At 76.5% G+C, this 21,172-nt stretch carries 1 protein-coding gene and 1 pseudogene; both read left to right on the forward strand.

Annotated features, from left to right (window positions below; genetic code table 11):
* The first annotated feature begins 21 nt into the window (after positions 1-21).
* Positions 22-14,667, forward strand: a complete 14,646-nt coding sequence (locus DQE82_RS29585) for a type I polyketide synthase (RefSeq protein WP_113974790.1) — start codon at positions 22-24, stop codon at positions 14,665-14,667.
* 59 nt (positions 14,668-14,726) lie between these two features.
* Positions 14,727-21,172: pseudogene (locus tag DQE82_RS29590) on the forward strand (type I polyketide synthase); the annotation flags it as partial.

Consider the following 21,172-nt stretch of genomic DNA (forward strand, 5'->3'; position numbering starts at 1 on the left):
ACCCCGATACGGAGTGGCCCGATGCCCACTGAGGCAGAGTTCCTCGACTACCTCCGGCGTGCCACTGCCGACCTGCGCGACGCGCGCCGGCGGGTACGCGAGGTGGAGGCCAAGGACCGCGAGCCGATGGCCGTCATCGGCATGGCGTGCCGGTTCCCGGGCGGGGTGTCCAGCCCGGCCGAGCTGTGGGACCTCGTCGACCGGGGCGGCGACGGGGTGGGCGACTTCCCGACCGACCGGGGCTGGGACCTGGAGCGGCTCTTCAACGTCGACCCGGACAACCCGGGCACGTCGACCAGCAACCAGGGCGGCTTCCTCTACGACGCGCCACAGTTCGACCCGGGCTTCTTCGGCATCAGCCCCCGCGAGGCCCTGGCGATGGACCCGCACCAGCGGCTGCTGCTGGAGACCTCCTGGGAGGCGTTCGAGCACGCCGGCATCGACCCGCAGGCGCTGCGTGGCAGCCGGACCGGCGTCTTCGCCGGGGTCATGTACCACGACTACGCGTCGCGGGTGCTGGACCTGCCCGACGGCGTCGAGGGCTACATCGGCACCGGCAACTCCGGCAGCGTGGTGTCCGGCCGGGTGGCGTACACCTTCGGGCTGGAGGGCCCGGCCGTCACTGTGGACACGGCATGCTCGTCGTCGCTGGTCGCCGTGCACCTCGCGACGCAGGCGCTGCGCCAGCGGGACTGCGACTTCGCGCTCGCCGGCGGTGTGACGGTCATGTCCACCCCGGGCACCTTCGCCGACTTCTCCCGCCAGCGGGGCCTGGCCTCCGACGGCCGGTGCAAGTCGTTCGCCGCCGCCGCCGACGGCACCGGCTGGTCCGAAGGCGTCGGCGTGCTGCTCCTGCAACGGCTCTCCGACGCCCGCCGCGACGGCCGGCGCATCCTCGCCGTCGTCCGGGGCAGCGCGGTCAACCAGGACGGCGCCAGCAGCGGACTCACCGCCCCCAACGGCCCGTCGCAGGAGCGGGTGATCCGGCAGGCCCTCGCCAACGCCCGGCTCTCGCCGGCCGACGTCGACGTGGTCGAGGCGCACGGTACCGGCACCACCCTCGGCGACCCCATCGAGGCGCAGGCGCTGCTGGCCACGTACGGGCAGGACCGGGGCGACGGCGGGCCGCTCTGGCTGGGCTCGGTCAAGTCGAACCTGGGTCACACCCAGGCCGCCGCGGGCGCCGCCGGCCTGATCAAGATGATCGAGGCGATCCGCCACCGCACCATGCCCGCCACCCTGCACGTCGACGAGCCGTCCCCGCACATCGACTGGTCCGCCGGGCAGGTCTCGCTGCTGACCGAGGCGCGCGCGTGGTCGGCCACCGACCGGCCGCGCCGGGCCGCCGTGTCGTCGTTCGGCATCAGCGGTACGAACGCGCACGTCATCCTGGAGGAGGCGCCCGGCGACGACGCCCCGTCCACCGACGAGGCACCCTCCGCCGTCGACGCGCCGGTCGCGCTCCCGCTCGCCCCGGTGTTCCTCTCCGCCCGTACGCCAGAGGCGCTCGCGGGGCAGGCCGGCCGCTGGGCCGACCACCTCGCCCGCGTCGACGCCCCACGTCCGGTGGACGTCGCGGTCTCCTCGGTCAGCCGCGCGGGGCTCGAACACCGCGCGGTCGTCCTGGCCGGCGACGCCGACGACCTGCTCGCCGGGCTGCGGGCCCTCGCCGCGGGCGAGCCGACCGGCGCCGTCACCACCGGCGCGTCGGCCCCGCGTGGCCGGGTGGCCTTCCTCTTCTCCGGCCAGGGCGCGCAGCGCCCCGGCATGGGTCGCGGGTTGTACGGGGCGTTCCCGGTGTTCGCCGCCGCGCTGGACGAGGTGTGTGGTCACCTGGATCCGTTGTTGCCGCGTCCGTTGCGGGAGGTGCTGTTCGCGTCGGAGGGCACGCCCGAGGCGGAGCTGCTGGACCAGACGGTGTTCACCCAGGCGGGCCTGTTCGCGGTCGAGGTGGCCCTGTTCCGGCTGATCGAGTCGTTCGGTGTGGTGCCGGACCTGATGGCCGGGCACTCCATCGGCGAGATCGCGGCGGCGCACGTGGCGGGCGTGCTCTCCCTGGCCGACGCGTGCGCGCTGGTCGCCGCGCGGGGCAGGCTCATGCAGGCCCTGCCGGCGGGCGGCGGCATGCTCGCCGTGGCCGCCGACGAGGCCGCGGTGGCCGCCTCCCTGGCGGGGCTGACCGGCCGGCTGGACGTGGCCGCCGTGAACGGCCCCGCCGCCGTGGTGGTCGCGGGCGACGTCGAGGCGCTCGACGAGGTGCAGCGGGTGTGCTCCGAGCGGGGTGTGCAGACCCGCCGCCTGCGGGTGAGCCACGCCTTCCACAGCGCCCGGATGGACCCGATGCTGGCCGAGTTCAGGGCCGTCGCCGAGGGACTGACGTTCCGGCCGCCGACTATCCCGGTGGTGTCGAACCTGACCGGCCGCGTCGCCGACGCCGACCAGCTCTGCGACCCGGGCTACTGGGTGCGCCACGTACGCGGCACCGTTCGCTTCGCCGACGCCGTCGACTGCCTGCGCGCCGAGGAGGTCGACACCTACCTGGAGGTGGGACCGAACGGCGTCCTCACCGCCATGACGCAGAACTGCCTCGCCGAGCGCGCGGAGGACGAGCCGGCGCCCCTGCTGGTGCCGGTGTCGCGCCACGACCGGCCTGAGCCGCAGGCCCTCCTGGAGGCCCTCGCGTCGCTGCACGTGCACGGCCGCGCCGTCGGCTGGGCGGGCCTGCTCGACCGGGCCGGCGGCCGGCACGTCGACCTGCCGACGTACGCCTTCGAGCACCAGCGCTACTGGCTGGAGCCGGCGGGCCGCTGGACGGACGTCTCCGGTGCCGGCCTCGGCGCGGCCGGGCACCCGCTGCTCGGCGCGGCGGTCTCTGTGGCCGGCGAGGACATGGTGGTGCTGACCGGCCGGCTCTCGACGTCGACGCACGCGTGGCTCGCCGACCACGTCGTCTCCGGCGCGGTGATCGTGCCGGGCGCTGCCCTGGTGGAGTTGGCGGTGCGGGCGGGTGACGAGGTGGGTGCGTCGCGGGTGCGGGAGCTGACCGTGGCCGCGCCGCTGGTGCTGCCGCAGGCGGGTGCGGTGCGGGTGCAGGTACGCGTCGGCGCGGCCGACGAGGCGGGCGTGCGTGTGGTGGCCGTGCACTCGCAGCCCGAGGGTGATCCCGAGGCGGAGTGGGTTTCGCACGCGGAGGGTGTGCTGGAGCCGGCGTCGGCCGACGAGCCGGGCGTGGGGGAGTGGCCGCCGGTCGACGGTGTCGAGGTGGACGTGGCGGGCTGGTATCCGGCCCTGGCCGAGCGCGGCCTGTCGTACGGGCCGGTGTTCCGGGGGCTGCGCCGGGTGTGGGCGGGCGGTGACGAGGTGTTCGCCGAGGTGGTGTTGCCGGACGAGGTGGCCGGTGACGCCGCGGGGTTCGGCGTGCACCCGGCGCTGCTGGACGCCGCGCTGCACCCGATCGGGCTGCTGTCCGGCTCGGAGGGCTCGGGCGGGGCGCGGGTGCCGTTCGCGTTCGAGGGTGTGCAGGTGTGGGCCTCGGGTGCGCGGGTGCTGCGGGTGCGGTTGACCCGCAACGGTTCGGCGGTGCGCCTGGTCGCGTGCGACGAGTCGGGCGCGGCCGTGGTGTCGGTGGACAGCCTCGCCCTGCGTGAGCTGACCGGGGTGTCGGCGTCCCCGGACGCGTCGGCCCGGTCGCTGTTCGAGGTCGCCTGGCAGGCCCAGGAGGTCGCCCCGGCCGGGGACGCCTCCGGGTGGGCGCTGCTCGGCTCGCCCGCCGCCGGCCTGCCGGCCGTCGCTGAGCTGCCGGTGTACGCCGACGTCGAGGCGGTCGCCGTGGCGTCGGGTGTGGCGCCGCGTCTGTTGCTGGTGCCGGCGGGTGGCCTGCGCCGGGCCCTGCACGCCGAGACGGAACCTGCTTCGGTCCCCGGTGAGATGCCCGCCGCCGTCGACAATGGCCCCGAGTCGGTGCGGGCGGCGACGTCGCAGGTGCTGGCGACGGTGCGGTCCTGGCTGGCGGCGGACGCGCTGGCGGAGTCGCGGTTGGTCGTGGTGACCCGGGGTGCGGTGTCGATCGGGGACGGAGACCGGGTCACCGACCTGGCCGCAGCGGCGGTCTGGGGTCTGCTGCGCTCGGCGCAGTCGGAGCATCCGGGCCGCATCGTGCTGGCGGACGTCGACGGTGACGCGGACGCCGGGCTGCTGGCTGTGCTGGGTTCCGTGGCCGACGAGCCGGTGACGTTCGGTGGTCAGGTCGCGGTGCGCTCGGCTGAGGTGTTCGTGCCGCGTCTGGTGCGTGCGGTAGCGCCCTCGTCGGCGGACGGTGCCGTGGTGGGTGACGGCGCCGTGCTGGTGACGGGCGGTACGGGCGCGTTGGGCGCGCTGGTGGCGGAGCATCTGGTGTCGGTGCACGGCGTGCGGTCTCTCGTGCTGGTGTCGCGGCGTGGTCCGGCAGCTGCGGGTGCGGGTGAGTTGTCGGAGCGGTTGTCCGCGCTGGGTGCGTCGGTGCGGGTGGTCGCCTGCGACGTGACGGACCGGGACCAGGTGTTCGGGCTGGTCGGTGAGGTTTCCGCCGGTGGCCGGCTGGCGGGTGTGGTGCACACCGCCGGTGTCCTGGATGACGGGGTGATCGAGCGGGTCACCGAGGAGCGTCTGGCAAGGGTGTTGGCGCCGAAGGTGTCGGCGGGTTGGTTGTTGCATGAGGCGACGGCGTCGCTGGATCTCGACTTGTTCGTGGTGTTCTCGTCGGTTGCTGGTGTGTTGGGTTCGCCGGGTCAGTCGGCGTACGCGGCGGGTAACGCGTTCCTCGACGGGCTTGCGGTCCACCGGCGGCAGCTCGGGTTGCCTGCGGTCAGCCTCGCCTGGGGCATGTGGGACACCCCCGGCATGGGCGCGTCCCTCGACGAGGCGGACCGGGCGCGATCGACCCGGGGCGGCATCACCGCGATGAGCGCCGAGACCGGGCTGCGGCTGTTCGACGCCGCCCTGACCGCCGGCCGGCCGGCCCTGGTGCCCGCCGTGATCGACCTGGCCGCCCTCCGGGCCGCTGCCGGCGCCGGCCTGGTGCCGCCGATGCTTCGTAACTTGGTCGGTACGACCACGACCCGCCGCCAGGCGGGACAGGGCACCACCTGGGCGACCCGCATCGGCGGCCTGACCGCCGACGAGGCGCGCGCCCAGCTCGACGTGCTGGTACGCGGCCTCGTCGCGCAGGTGCTCGGGCACGGCGGGGCGGAAGCCGTGCCCGCCGACCGGGCGTTCCGCGAGCTGGGCTTCGACTCGCTGACCGCCGTCGACCTGCGTAACCGCGTGAACGCGGCCACCGGCCTGCGGCTGCCCTCGACGCTCGTATTCGACTACCCGACGCCGCAGGCGCTCACCGCCCATGTGCACGCCGAACTGGCCGGCGCCGCAGGTCGCCCCGCCGCGCCGGGCGCGCGGACCACCACCCGCGCCGACGAGCCGCTAGCCATTGTCGGCATGGCCTGCCGCTACCCGGGCGGCGTCGAGACGCCCGACCAACTGTGGGCGCTGCTGGCCGCCGGCGGGGAGGGGATCGGGGAGTTCCCCACCGACCGCGGGTGGGACCTGGAGAGCCTGTTCCACCCCGACCCCGACCACCCCGGCACGTCGTACACCCGCCACGGCGGTTTCCTGTACGACGCCGGCGCGTTCGACCCCGCCTTCTTCGGCATCTCGCCCCGCGAGGCCCTCGCCATGGACCCCCAGCAGCGGCTGCTGCTGGAGGCGTCGTGGGAGACGTTCGAGTCCGCCGGGCTGGACCCGCAGCGGCTGCGGGGCAGCCGGACCGGTGTCTTCGCCGGCGTCATGTACCACGACTACGCCTCCCAGCTGATGGAGCTTGCCGACGAGGTCGAGGGCTACGTCGGCACCGGCAACTCGGGCAGCGTGCTGTCCGGCCGGGTCGCCTACACGTTCGGCCTCGAAGGCCCGGCGGTCACCGTCGACACCGCGTGCTCGTCGTCGCTGGTGGCGTTGCACCTCGCGGTGCAGGCGTTGCGGTCGGGTGAGTGTGATCTGGCGTTGGCCGGTGGTGTGACAGTGATGGCCACGCCCGGCACGTTCGTGGAGTTCTCCCGGCAGCGGGGTCTGTCGCAGGACGGCCGCTGCAGGTCGTTCGCCGCGTCGGCCGACGGCACGGGCTGGTCCGAGGGCGTCGGCGTGCTGCTCGTGCAACGACTCTCCGACGCGCAGCGGGAGGGCCGGCGTATCCACGCCGTCCTGCGCGGCACGGCCGTCAACCAGGACGGCGCGTCGAACGGGCTCACCGCCCCGAACGGCCCGTCGCAGCAGCGCGTGATCCACCAAGCCCTCGCGAACGCCCGCCTGACCCCGGCCGACGTGGACGCCGTCGAGGCGCACGGCACCGGCACGACGCTGGGTGATCCGATCGAGGCGCAGGCTCTGCTGGCCACGTACGGGCAGGAGCGTCCCGTCGACCGGCCGCTGCTGTTGGGGTCGGTGAAGTCGAACATCGGGCACACGCAGGCCGCCGCCGGTGTGGCTGGTGTGATCAAGATGGTCATGGCGATGCGCCACGGCCTCGTCCCGCCGACCCTGCACGTGGACGAGCCCTCCCCGCACGTCGACTGGACCGCCGGGGCGGTCGCACTCGCCACCGAGCCCACCCCCTGGCCGGCCGTGGACCGGCCGCGTCGGGCGGCGGTGTCGTCGTTCGGGATCTCCGGCACCAACGCGCACGTCATCATCGAGCAGCCGCCCGCCGAGACGGTCGGCGCGCGGCCCACCGACCGGCCGCGCGCCGACGTCGTACCCCTCGTGCTCTCCGCCGTGGACGCCCCGGCGCTGCGCGACCAGGCGGCCCGGCTGAAGGCGCACCTCGCGGCACACCCGGAGCTGGCGCCGGCCGACGTCGCGCACGCCCTGGTCACCACCCGGGCCACGTTCGACCACCGCGCCGTCGTCCTCGGCCGCGACACCGTCGACCTGACGCGGGCCCTGGAGTCGTTCCACCTCGGCGAGGCCACCGCCGCCGTCACCGGCGTCGCGGCGCGCGCCGCCGACCCGGTCCTCGTCTTCCCCGGCCACGGCGACCCGTGGCCCGCCGCGACCGTCGAGCTGCTGGACCGGGCACCGGAGTTCGCCACCGCGATCGCCGCCTGCGAGGCGGCCCTCGCCCCCCACGTGGACTGGTCGCTCGCCGCCGTGCTGCGCGGCGCGGACGGCGCTCCCACCCCGGCCGAACCCGGGGTGGCGCCGGCCGTCCGGTGGGCCGTGGCCGTCTCGCTGGGACGCTGGTGGCGCTCCCTCGGCGTACGACCCGCCGCCGTGCTCGGGCACGCTCACGGCGCGCTCGCGGCCGCCTGCGTGGCCGGCGCGCTGTCGCTGGAGGACGCGGCGAGGACGATCGCCCTCGCCAGCCCGGCGGAGGACGGCCCGGACGCGCTGGCCGGGATCACCCTCCGGGCGGCCGACGTGCCGCTGTACTCGGCGACGACCGGCGGCCCGGTCGACACCGACGGCCTCGACGCCGCCCGGTGGTATCGGGACCTGACCACCGACGCCGACGCCGAACCGGCCGTACGCGCCCTGCTCGACCAGGGCCACCGGGTCCTCCTCGAGGCTGCCCCGGCGACCGTGCTCGCCGCCGGCATCCGCGAGAGCGCGCGGGCCGACGACGCCGTCGTGGTGGCCGCCGACGACACCGTGGCCGGCGGCTGGCAGCGCATGCTGACGGTCCTCGCCGGACTGCACGTGCACGGCGTGCCCGTCGACTGGACGGCGATCCTGGGCGCCCCCACCGGCCCGCCGCCCCCGCTGCCCACGTACGCCTTCCAGCGCCGGCGCTACTGGCCGCAGCCGGCGGCGGCGACCGCCCCCGCCCCCGCCGGCACCGACGAGGCGGACCGGCGCTTCTGGGAGGCCGTGGAACGCGCCGACGCGTCTGCGCTGGCCGCCGCCATGCGCATCGACGAGGCCACGGTCAGCTCCCTCGACCCCGCGCTGCCGCTGCTCTCCTCCTGGCGCCGGCGCCGCCGCGACGAGTCCACCGTGGACTCGTGGCGCTACCGGGTGACCTGGAAGCCGCTGGCCGTCGCGCCGGAGGCCACCCTCGCCGGTACGTGGCTGCTGGTCGTGCCGGCCGCCGAAGCCGAGCACCCCCTGGTCGACGGCGTCGCCCGGACGCTGGGCGAGGGCGGGGCCGAGGTCGTCCGGATCGACGTGCCGGAGACGGGCCGGCCGGTGCTGGCCGAGCGGCTGGCGCGTACCGGCGGGCCCGTCGCCGGGGTGCTCTCCCTGCTCGGCCTGGACGACGCGCCGCACCCGGCCCACCCGGTCGTCCCGGCGGGTCTCGCCGCCACGTACGCCCTGGTCCAGGCCCTCGGCGACACCGGCGTCACCGCCCCGCTGTGGTGCGCCACCGCCGGCGCAGTCTCGACCGGCCGCGCCGACCAGCTCGACCGCCCCCGCCAGGCGATGCTCTGGGGGCTCGGCCGGGTGGTCGCCCTGGAGCACCCGTACCGCTGGGGCGGACTGCTGGACCTGCCCGCCGAGCTGGACCCCCGGGACCGGGCCCGGCTCGTGGCGGTGCTGGCCGGCGTCGACGCGGAGGACCAGCTGGCGCTGCGCCCCTCCGGGGTGTTCGCCCGGCGACTGGTCCGCGCCCGCGCCGAGCGCACCGCGACGCAGGACTGGCGTCCCGCCAGCGGCGCCGTCCTGGTCACCGGCGGCCTCGGGTCCATCGGGGCCCAGGTGGCGCGCTGGCTGGCCCGCGAGGGCGTGGGTGAGCTGGTGCTGACCGGCCGCCAGGGCCCCGCCACGCCCGGCGCCGACGAGCTGGCCGACGAACTGCGCGCCGCCGGCGCCACAGTCACCGTGGCCGCCTGCGACGTCGCCGACGCGGCCGCCGTGCGGGCCCTCGTCGAGCGGCTCGCCGGGCAGGGCATCCACATCGGGGCTGTGTTCCACACCGCCGGCGTCGCCCACGCCGCGCCCGTCGCGGCCACCGACGTCGCCGACCTCGCCGACGCCCTGCGGGCCAAGGTGGCCGGCGCGGTCAACCTCGACGAGGCGTGCGGCGACGAACTGTCGGCGTTCGTGCTCTTCTCCTCCGGCGCGGGCGTCTGGGGCGGCGGGCACCAGGGCGGCTACGCCGCCGCCAACGCCTTCCTCGACGCGCTCGCCGAGGACCGGCGACGGCGCGGACGGGCCGCCACCGCCGTCGCCTGGGGTGCCTGGGACGGCGGCGGCATGGTCGACGCCGAGGGCGCCGCCGACCAGATGTTCCGCTCGGGCGTCCGGGCCATGCGCCCCGACCTCGCGGTCTCCGTCCTGGCCGAGGCGCTCGACCACGGCGACACCACGCTCACCGTGGCGGACATCGCCTGGGACCGGTTCCTGCAGACCTACACGCTGGCCCGCCCCCGGCCGCTGATCGCCGACATCCCCGAGGTGGCCCGGCTGCTCGCGGCCGGGCAGCGCGACGGCGGCACGCCCGACGCGGCGTCCCCGCTCCGCGGCCGGCTGGCCGGCCTCGCCGCACCGGAACGCCGTCGGGTCCTGCTCGACCTCGTACGCGTCCACGCGGCGGCGGTGCTGCGCCTGTCCTCGCCGCAGGCGCTGGCGGCGGACCGGTCGTTCCGGGAGATCGGCTTCGACTCGCTCAGCGCCGTCGAGATGCGCAACCGCCTCGCCGAGGCGGTGGGACTGAACCTGCCGGCGACCCTGGTGTTCGACCGCCCGACGCCCGACGCCCTCGCCGAGCACCTGGCGGGCAGGCTCGCGGGCGACGACACCCCGGCGGCCGAGCCCGTGCGGGCCGCCACCGCGCTGGACGAGCCTATCGCCATCGTGTCGATGAGCTGCCGCTACCCCGGCGGCGTCGCCGGCCCCGAGGACCTGTGGCGACTCGTCGCCGAGGGACGCGACGGCATAGCGGAGTTCCCGACCGACCGGGGCTGGGACCTGGCAGCCATCTACGACCCCGATCCCGACCGGCCCGGCACCTCGTACGTGCGCGAGGGCGGCTTCCTCACCGACGCCGCCGGCTTCGACGCCGCCCTGTTCGGCATCTCTCCGCGTGAGGCGATGGTGATGGACCCGCAGCAACGGGTGCTGCTGGAGAGCGCCTGGGAGCTGTTCGAGCGGGCCGGCACCGCGCCCGCCGACATGCGGGAGACCAACACCGGCGTCTTCGTCGGCACCAACGGCCAGGACTACGCGACGCTGCTGATGGCCGCCCGGGTCGAGACCGAGGGCTACCAGGCCACCGGCAACGTCGCCGCCGTCATCAGCGGTCGGCTGGCGTACCACTTCGGGTTGCAGGGGCCCGCCGTCAGCGTCGACACCGCCTGCTCGTCGTCGCTGGTGGCGCTGCACCTGGCCTGCCAGTCCCTGCGGCAGGGCGAGTGCGACGTCGCGGTTGCCGGCGGCGTGACGGTGATGGCCACCCCCGGCCCGTTCCTGGAGTTCGCCCGGCAACGGGGGCTCGCCCTCGACGGCCGGTGCAAGTCGTTCGCCGGGGCCGCCGACGGCACCGGCTGGGGCGAGGGCGTCGGCTTGGTGATGTTGCAGCGGCTCTCCGACGCCCGGCGCGACGGCCGGCGGATCCTCGCCGTCGTGCGCGGCTCGGCGATGAACCAGGACGGCGCCAGCAACGGCCTGACCGCCCCCAACGGGCCCGCGCAGGAGCGGGTGATCAACCAGGCGCTGGCCAACGCGCGGCTGAGCGCCGCCGACGTGGACGCCGTCGACGGGCACGGCACCGGCACCCGGCTCGGCGACCCGATCGAGGCGCAGGCCCTGCTGGCCACGTACGGGCGGCAGCGCCCCACCGACCGGCCGCTCTGGCTCGGCTCCGTGAAGTCGAACATCGGCCACACCCAGGCCGCCGCCGGCGTCTCCGGCGTGATCAAGATGGTGCTGGCCCTCCAGCACGACCTGCTGCCGCCCACCCTGCACGTGGACGAGCCGTCGCCGCACGTGGACTGGTCGTCCGGTGCCGTCGCGCTGCTGACCGAGGCGCAGCCGTGGCCGGACGTGGACCGGCCGCGCCGCGCCGGCGTGTCGTCGTTCGGGGTCAGCGGCACCAACGTGCACGTGATCCTCGAACAGGCGCCCGCCACGCCCTCGGCCGACACCGCCGCCCCCCGTCCGGCCGGCGCCGACGCGCCCACGACCGGCTCCAGCCGCGGCACGCCCGGCGCCGCCGACGGGACGCCGCTGCTGCCGTGGGTCGTATCGGCAGACACCGCCGACAGCCTGCGGGCGCAGGCGGCCCGGCTGGCCGACTGGCTGCCGGGCAGCGGAACGCCCGCGGCCGACGCGGCCCGGGCACTGGCCACCGGACGGTCCCCGCTGCGGCACCGCGCGGTGCTGCTCGCCGCCGACGCCGACGCCGCCCTCGCCGGCCTGCGGGCCCTGGCGGCCGGGCAGGACCACCCCGGGCTCACCCGGGGCGCCGCCGAGCCCGGCGGCGCGCTGGCGGCGCTCTTCTCCGGCCAGGGCGCGCAGCACGCCGGGATGGGCCGACGCCTGTGGGAGACGTTCCCCGTCTTCGCGGCGACCCTCGACGAGGCGTGCCAGCACCTGGACGCGTACCTGCCGCGGCCGCTGCGCGGGGTGCTGTTCGCCGAGCCCGGCACCGCCGAGGCCGACCTGCTCGACCAGACCGTCTTCACCCAGGCCGGGCTCTTCGCCGTCGAGGTGGCGCTGTTCCGGCTGCTCGAACACTGGGGGATCCGGCCCGACTTCGTGGCCGGGCACTCCGTCGGGGAGATCAGCGCGGCCCACGTCGCCGGAGTGCTCGACCTGGCCGACGCCTGCGCGCTCGTCGGCAACCGGGGGCGCCTGATGCAGGCCCTGCCACCCGGCGGCGGGATGCTCGCCGTCGCCGCGCCCGAGGTCGACGTGCTGCGGGCCCTGTCCGGCACGCCGGGACAGCCCGCCGTCGCCGCCGTCAACGGGCCGGCCGCCGTCGTCGTCGCCGGCGCCGAGGACGTGCTGACCGAACTGGCCGCCCACTTCGCCGACCTCGGCGTACGCACCAAGCGGCTGCGGGTCAGCCACGCCTTCCACAGCCCGCTGATGGAGCCCATGCTCGCCGAGTTCGCGGCCGTCGCGGCGACCCTGTCGTACGCCCCGCCGACGGTGCCGCTGGTGTCGAACCTGACCGGCACGGTCGTCGACCCCGAGCAGCTCTGCACACCCGACTACTGGGTCCGCCACGTCCGCGAGGCGGTGCGCTTCGCCGACACCGTCACCCACCTGCACTCCCACGGGGTGACCCGGTTCCTGGAGATCGGGCCGGACACCGTGCTGACCGCACTGACCGCCGACGCGCTGCCGGTGGACGCGCCGGTCGTCGTGACCGGCGTGCAGCGGCCCGGCCAGGACGAGGTGGCCACCCTGCTCGGCGCGGTGGCCCGGCTGCACTGCCACGGCGTGCCCGTACGCTTCCCGGCACTGCTGCCCGGCGCCGCCGCCCCGGTGGACCTGCCCACGTACGCGTTCGCCCACCAGCGGTTCTGGCCGACCCTCGACGCGGCGGCGACCCACACCCCCGCCGCCGCGCACGACGACGTCGACTCGGCGTTCTGGCGGGCCGTGGCGTCCGGCGACGGCGACGCGCTCGCCGGCCGGCTCGGCCTCGACGCGGACCGGCCGCTGCGGGAACTGCTGCCGGACCTGGACCGGTGGCGGCGCCAGCAGCAGGAGGACACCCTCGCCGGCGGCTGGCGCTACCGGATCACCTGGCGCCCGCGGGCTCTCGTCGCGGGTGCCGTCGACGGCACGTGGACCCTGGTGCACAGCGGTACGGACCAGCCGGTCGTCGACCGGCTCGCCGAACTGCTCACCGCGCGGGGCGGCACCGTGCGGCAGCTCGCCGTCGACCCGGCGACGACCGACCGGAGCACGCTCGCCGGGCAGCTCGCCGCCGCGGCGTCCACCCGGATCGTGTCGCTGCTCGCCCTCGACGAGCGGGCGCACCCCGACCGCTCGGCCGTGCCGCTGGGCCTGACCGCGAACCTGGCCCTGGTGCAGGCGGTCACGGACGCCCTGCCACCGGTGCCGCTGTGGCTGCTCACCCGGCGGGCCGTGGCCACCGGCGCCGACGACCCCGTAGCCCACCCCGCCCAGGCCACCACGTGGGGCCTCGGCCTGGTGACCGCGCTGGAACACCCCCGGCACTGGGGGGGCCTGCTGGACCTGCCCGCCACCCTGGACACCGCCGCCGCCGAGGGAGTCCTGGCGGCCCTCACCGCCGCCGGCGACGAGGACCAGCTCGCGGTGCGTGACTCCGGGACGTACCTGCGGCGGCTGGAGCGCGCGCCCCGCGCCGAGGCGCCGGCCGGCTGGCAGGCGCCGGGCACCGTCCTGGTCACCGGCGGCACCGGCGCCGTCGGCCGGTACGCCGCCGGCTGGTTCGCCCGGCACGGCGCGCGGCGGCTGCTGCTGGTCAGCCGGCGCGGCGCGGCGGCCCCCGGCGCGGACGAGGCGGTGGCGGAACTGGCCGCTCTCGGCGCCGAGGCGCGGGTGCTGGCCTGCGACCTGGCCGACCGGGACGCGGTCGCCGACCTGGTCCGTGGCCTGCGCGCCGACGGTGAGACCGTGCACGCCGTGGTGCACGCCGCCGGGGTGGGCCGGCTCAACCCGGTCGCCGCCGTGACCGAGGCGGAACTCGCCGACGTCGTCTCCGGCAAGATCGCCGGCGCGCGGCACCTCGACGAGTTCCTCGACCCGGAGGCGCTCGACCTGGTCGTGCACTTCTCCTCCATCGCGGCCGTCTGGGGCGTCGGCGACCACGGGGCGTACGCCGCCGGCAACGCCTTCCTGGACGCCTGGGCGCAGTCCCGGCCGGCCGGGCGGGCCCGGCACCTCTCGGTGAACTGGGGACCGTGGGCCGGCGGCGGCATGGTGACCGACGCGCACGCGGCGGCCATGAGCCGGCGCGGGGTGTCCCTGCTCGACCGGGAACCGGCGATGGCCGCCTTGCGCGCCGGCCTCGACGGCGACGACACCGCCCTCACCGTCGCCGACATCGACTGGGAACGCTTCGCGCCGGTGTTCGCCTCCGCCCGGCCCCGGCCGCTGATCAGCGAGATCGCCGAGGTGGCCGCCCAGGCCGCGGCGGCGCGCGCCGCCGCCGAGGACGGCGACCAGGTCGCCGGCGAACTGCGCAAGCGGCTCGGCGAGTTGTCGCAGGCCGAACAGGCACGGCTGCTGGTCGATCTCATCCGCACCGCCGCGGGCGAGGTCATCGGCCACGACAGCCCGTACGCCGTGGAGGCCGGGCGGCCCTTCCGGGACCTCGGCTTCGACTCGCTCACCGCCGTGGAGCTGCGGGGCCGGCTGGCCCGCTCGACCGGGCTCAGCCTGCCCAGCTCGGTGGTGTTCGACCACCCGACCCCGCAGGCGCTGGCCGAGCACCTGCGGGCCGAACTGCTCGACGAAGCGTCGGTCGAGGCGCTACCCACCCTCGCGGAGCTGGACCAGTTGGAGGGCGCCCTCGCGCTGCGCGACCCGGACGACATCGGCCGGGTGCGGATCACGATGCGCCTGCACAGCCTGCTCGAACGGCTCGGCGCCGCCGAGGAACGCCGGGAGGACACCGCCGAGGTGGCCGGCCGGCTGCGGGCGGCCAGCAACCAGGAGCTGTTCGACCTCATCGACCAGGACCTCGGGCTCTCCTGAGCCGCCCGGGGATCTGTGGTGTCACGAGAAAGCGAGATGTCATGGCGGACGAAGATCGGCTGCGCGAATACCTGACGCGCGTCGTCGCCGAGCTGCAGCAGACCCGCCAACGGCTGCGCGAGGTCACCGCCGAGGAGTCCGAGCCGGTGGCGATCGTGGCGATGAGCTGCCGCTACCCGGGCGGCATCAGCTCGCCGGAGGAGCTCTGGGAGTTCGTCTCGTCCGGCGGGGACGCCATCGGCGACTTTCCCACCGACCGCGGCTGGGACCTGGACCGGCTCTACCACGCCGACCCGGACAACGCCGGCACCTCGTACACCACCGCCGGCGGGTTCCTGCGCGACGCGGGGCAGTTCGACGCCGCGCTCTTCGGCATCTCGCCGCGTGAGGCGGTCGCCATGGACCCGCAGCAGCGGCTGCTGCTGGAGGTCACCTGGGAGCTGTTCGAACGCGCCGGCATCGCCCCGCTGTCGCTGCGTGGCAGCCGCTCCGGCGTCTTCGTGGGCACCTCCGGGCAGGACTACGCCGCCGTGCTGCACCGGGCGCCCGGCGTCGAGGGGTACGTGCTGACCGGTACCGCCGCCAGTGTCGTGTCCGGTCGGCTGGCGTACACGTTCGGCCTCGAAGGCCCGTCGGTCACCGTGGACACCGCCTGCTCGTCGGCGTCGGTCGCCATCCATCTCGCCTGCCAGGCGCTGCGCCAGCGCGAGTGCGGCCTCGCCCTGGCCGGTGGCGCGACCGTGCTGGCCACCCCCGGCCCGTTCGTCGAGTTCTCCCGGCAGCGCGGCCTCGCCGCCGACGGCCGGTGCAAGTCGTTCGCCGCCTCCGCCGACGGCACCGGCTGGTCCGAGGGCGTCGGCATGCTGCTGCTGGAGCGGCTCAGCGACGCCCGCCGCAACGGCCACCCCGTGCTCGGCGTCATCCGCAGCTCGGCGGTCAACTCCGACGGCGCGTCGAACGGCCTCACCGCCCCCAACGGCCCGTCCCAGCAGCGGGTCATCCGGCAGGCCCTGGCCGGCGCGAAGCTCACCCCCGACCTGGTCGACGTGGTGGAGGCGCACGGCACCGGCACCACCCTCGGCGATCCGATCGAGGCTCAGGCGCTGCTCGCCACGTACGGCCGGGAGCGGGGCGACGCCGCGCCGCTGCTGCTCGGCTCGATCAAGTCCAACATCGGGCACACCCAGGCCGCCGCCGGCATCGCCGGTGTGATCAAGATGGTGCTGGCGATGCGGCACGGCGTCGTGCCGGCCACCCTGCACGTCGACGAGCCCACCCCGCATGTGGACTGGGCCGCCGGCGCGGTCACCCTCGTCACCGAGGCCACGCCGTGGCCGGCCGTGGACCGGCCGCGCCGGGCCGCCGTCTCGTCGTTCGGGATGAGCGGCACCAACACCCACCTCATCCTCGAACAGCCCGAACCGGCCGGCGTCGAGGCGGACCACCCGGTGCCGCCCGCGCCCGCGCCGGTGCTGCTCACCGGCCGCACCCGCACCGCGCTGCGCCGCCAGGCCGAGCGCTGGTCGGCCTACGTCGCCGACGACGCGCACCTGCGCCCGGCCGACGTCGCCTGGACCTCGGCAGTCTCCCGCTCGCCCCTGGAGCACCGGGCGGTCGTGCTCGCCGACGACCGCGACGGCCTGCTCGCCGCGCTGCACGCCCTCGCCGACGACCGGCCCGCCCCCGGGCTGGTCACCGGCGCCGCCGCCGAACGCGGCGGGGTCGCGTTCCTGTTCTCCGGCCAGGGCGCCCAGCGCGCCGGTGCCGGCCGGGAGCTGTACGAGGCGTACCCGGTCTTCGCGGAGGCGCTCGACGAGGTCTGCGGCCACCTCGACCACCGGCTGCCCCGGCCGCTGAAGCCGCTGCTGTTCGCCGAGCCCGGCACCGCCGAGGCCGACCTGCTCGACCAGACCGTCTTCACCCAGGCCGCGCTGTTCGCCGTCGAGGTGGCGCTGCACCGGCTGCTCGGCTCCTGGGGCCTGGCCCCCGACATGGTCGCCGGGCACTCCGTCGGCGAGCTGACCGCCGCCCACGTGGCCGGCGTGCTCAGCCTCGACGACGCGTGCGCCCTCGTCGCCGCCCGGGGGCGGCTCATGCAGGACCTGCCCACCGGCGGCGCGATGCTCGCCGTGGCCGCCGACGAGGCCCGGGTCGCCGAGTCGATCGCCGCGCTGACCGGCCGGGTCGCCCTCGCCGCCGTCAACGGCCCCGACGCCGTCGTCGTCTCCGGCGACGCGGCGGCCATCGACGAGCTGGCGGAACTGTGGACCGGCCGGGGGGTGAAGGTGCGGCGGCTGCGGGTCAGCCACGCCTTCCACAGCCCGCTGATGGAGCCGATGCTCGCCGAGTTCGCTGCCGTCGCCGCCCGCCTCGACCTGCGCGCCCCCACCCTGCCGGTGGTGTCCAACGTGACCGGCGAGCTGGCCGACCCGGCGCAGCTCACCGACCCCGGCTACTGGGTGCGCCACGTCCGGGAGGCCGTCCGCTTCGCCGACGGCGTACGCGCCCTGCGCGCCCACGGCGTCGGCACCTTCGTGGAGGTCGGGCCGGACGCCGTGCTCACCGCCAGCGTCCAGGAGACCCTCGCCGGGATCGAGACCGACGCCGCCTCCGCCGTGGTGGTGCCGGTGCTGCGCCGGGACCGCCCGGACCGCCGTGCCCTGCTCGCCGCCCTCTCCCAACTGCACGTCGCCGGCACGCCGCCGCACTGGGCGGACGTCCTCGCCGGCCGGCCCGGCCGGCTCGTCGACCTGCCCACCTACCCGTTCGAGCGGCAGCACTACTGGGTGCCGGCCGAGGCGCCCGCCGACGACACCACGACGGGCGGGGCCGGCGCGCTCGACCGCCGGTTCTGGGCAGCCGTCGAACGCGCCGACCTCGACGCGCTGCGCGACACCCTCGCCGTCACCGACACCGCCGCCGCCGAGTCGCTGCGTACCCTGCTGCCCGTCCTCGCCGACTGGCGGCGGCAGCGGCAGGAACACTCGGTCCTCGACGGCTGGCGGTACCGGGAGGAATGGCAGGTGGCCCCCGAGCCCGCCCCCGCCCGGCTGGCCGGCACCTGGCTGCTGGCGCTGCCCGCCGACGACGCCGACGACCCGGTGGCGCGTGCCGTCCGGGCCGCGCTGACCGGCGCCGGCGCCGACGTGCTGCCGCTGACGGTGGAGCCGGACGCCGACCGGGCCGGCCTCGCGGCGGCCCTCGCCGGCGCCGAGCCCGCCGGCGTCGTGTCCCTGCTCGCCGGGGAACCACGCACCGCCGACGGCACCGTCCTGCCCGGCCTGACCACCACCCTCGCCCTCGTGCAGGCGCTCGGCGACGCCGGCGTGGCAGCGCCGCTGTGGCTGGTCACCCGGGGCGCGGTCGCCGCCGCCTCGTACGACCGGCTCGCCGACCCGGCGCAGGCCGCGATCTGGGGCCTCGGCCGGGTCGTCGGCGTCGAGGCGCCGCACCGCTGGGGCGGCCTGGTCGACCTGCCGTCCGACCCCGACGACCGGGCCGCCTTCCGGCTCGCCGCGATCCTCACCGGCTCGACCGGCGAGGACCAGCTCGCCGTACGCGGCCCCGGCGTCTTCGCCCGCCGCCTCGTCCGCGCCGCCCTCGGCGACCGTCCGCCGGCGCGCCGGTTCACGCCCACCGGCACCGCCCTGGTCACCGGCGGCACCGGCGGGCTCGGGGCGCGCGCCGCCCGCTGGCTCGCCGCCGCCGGAGCCGAGCACGTCGTGCTGGTCAGCCGGCGCGGACCCGACGCCCCCGGCGCCGCCGAGCTGGAGGCCGAGCTGGCCGGCCTCGGGGCCCGGGTCACCGTCGCCGCCTGCGACATCGCCGACCGGGCCGCCCTCGCCGACCTGCTCGACCGGGTCGAGGCCGACGGCCCGCCGGTGCGCACCGTCGTGCACACCGCCGGCGTCGCGCAGGCCACCCCGCTGGCCGAGGTCACCCCCGCCGAACTGGCCGAGGTGACAGTCGGCAAGACCGCCGGGGCCACCCACCTCGCCGACCTGCTCGCCGACCGGGAGCTGGACGCCTTCGTCGTCTACTCGTCCATCGCCGCCACCTGGGGCAGTGGCGGGCAGGCCGGGTACGCGGCCGGCAACGCCTACCTGGACGCGCTGGTGCGGCGGCGGCGCGCCGACGGCCGGGCCGGCACCGCCATCGCCTGGGGCCCCTGGTCCGACGGCGGCATGCACGCCGCCGACGCCGAGCGGAACCTGCGCCGCCGGGGCCTGCCCGCCATGGACCCGGCCGTCGCCATGGCCGCGTTGCAGCAGGCCCTCGACCACGACGACGTCACAGTGACGGTGGCCGACGTGGACTGGACCCGGTTCGCCCCCGCGTACGCCTCCGCGCGCCGCCGGCCGCTGCTGGAGGGCGTACCGGAGGCGCGGGCCGCCCTCGACGGCGGCGCGGCCGACGACGGCGACGACGGCCCGGCGGCGACGCTGCGCCGGCGCCTCGCCGCGCTGACCCCGGCCCGCCGCGAGGAGACCGTCGCCGACCTGGTCCGCGAACTCGCCGCCGACGTGCTCGGCCACGACGGCGGGGCTGCCGCCGTGGGCGCGACCACCGCGTTCCGCGACCTCGGCTTCGACTCGCTGACCGCCGTGGAGCTGCGCAACCGGCTCGTCGCCGCCACCGGGCAGGCGCTGCCCACCACCCTGGTCTTCGACCACCCCACCCCGGTGGTGCTGTCCCGCTTCCTGCTCGCCGGCCTCTTCGGCGCCGACGCCGGGGCGGCTCCCGTCGCCGTCCCGGCCGCCGTGGGCGACGACGAGCCGGTGGCCATCGTCGCCATGGCCTGCCGCTACCCCGGCGGCGTCGACGGCCCCGAACGGCTGTGGCGCCTCGTCGCCGACGGCGTCGACGCGATCGGCGACTTCCCGACCGACCGGGGCTGGGACCTCGACCGGCTCTACGACCCCGACCCGGCCAACCCCGGCACCACGTACGCCGACAAGGGCGGCTTCCTGCACGGGGCCGGCGAGTTCGATCCCGGTTTCTTCGGGATCTCGCCGCGCGAGGCGGCGGCGATGGATCCGCAGCAGCGGTTGTTGCTGGAGGTTTCGTGGGAGGCGGTCGAGCGGGCAGGGGTTGAGCCTGGGGTTCTGCGGGGTTCGCGAACAGGGGTGTTCGTGGGCACGAATGGTCAGGACTATGGGGCCCTGCTGATGGCTGCGGGGGAGCAGGCCGAAGGGTTCGGGGCCACGGGCAACGCCGCCAGTGTGGTGTCGGGCCGGGTGGCGTACGCGTTGGGGTTGGAGGGGCCGGCGGTGTCGGTGGACACGGCGTGTTCGTCGTCGCTTGTGGCGTTGCACCTGGCGGTGCAGGCGCTGCGGCGTGGCGAGTGCGACCTCGCCCTCGCCGGCGGCGTCACGGTCATGGCCACCCCCGGCACCTTCTTCGAGTTCTCCCGGCAGCGGGGCCTGGCGGCCGACGGCCGGTGCAAGGCGTTCGCGGCGGGTGCGGACGGCACGGGCTGGGGCGAGGGTGTGGGCGTGCTGCTGGTGGAGCGGCTGTCGGACGCGCGGCGCAACGGGCACCGGGTCCTGGCGGTGGTGCGTGGGTCGGCGGTCAACCAGGACGGCGCCTCGAACGGTCTGACCGCCCCGAACGGCCCGTCGCAGCAGCGGGTGATCCGCCAGGCCCTCGCGGGGGCCCGGCTGGGCAGCGCGGATGTGGACGTGGTCGAGGCGCACGGCACGGGCACGACGCTCGGTGACCCGATCGAGGCGCAGGCCCTGCTGGCGACCTACGGCCAGGGCCGCGAGGGCGGCGCGCCGCTGCTGCTCGGCTCGATCAAGTCGAACATCGGCCACACGCAGGCCGCCTCGGGCGTCGCCGGTGTGATCAAGATGGTGCTGGCGATGCGGGAGGGCGTGGTACCGGCGACGTTGCACGTGGACGAGCCGTCGCCGCACATCGACTGGACCTCCGGCGCGGTGGAACTGGCCACGGAGTCGCGGCCGTGGCCGGTGGTGGACCGGCCGCGCCGGGCGGCGGTGTCGTCGTTCGGCATGTCCGGCACCAACGCCCACGTGATCATCGAGCAGGCCGGCGAGCCGCAGGCCGTGGCTGCCGCTCCGGCCGAGCAGGGCCCCGGGCTCGTGGCCTCCGGCGTCGTGGTGTGGCCGCTGTCGGGGCGGTCGAAGGGTGCCCTGACCGGCCAGGCGGCTCGCCTGGCGGAGTACGTGCGCGAGCACGGCGAGGTGGACGCGGCGGCGGTGGGCTGGTCCCTCGCCGCCACCCGGTCGACGTTCGACCAGCGGGCGGTCGTGGTCGGGTCGAGCGCGGAGGAGTTGCTGGCGGGGCTGGACGCTCTGGCGTCGGGGTCGCCGGCCGGCAACGTGGTCGCGGCGGCGGCTCTGTCGCATGGCGCGGGTGCGGTGTTCGTGTTCCCGGGTCAGGGTGCGCAGTCGGCGCGGATGGCGGCGGGTCTGGTGGGTCGTGCGCCGGTGTTCGACGCGCGTCTGGCGGAGTGTCAGCGGGCCCTGGCCCCGTACCTCGA

It is taken from the genome of Micromonospora sp. LHW51205, from assembly GCF_003315815.1.
Taxonomy (GTDB): domain Bacteria; phylum Actinomycetota; class Actinomycetes; order Mycobacteriales; family Micromonosporaceae; genus Micromonospora; species Micromonospora chalcea.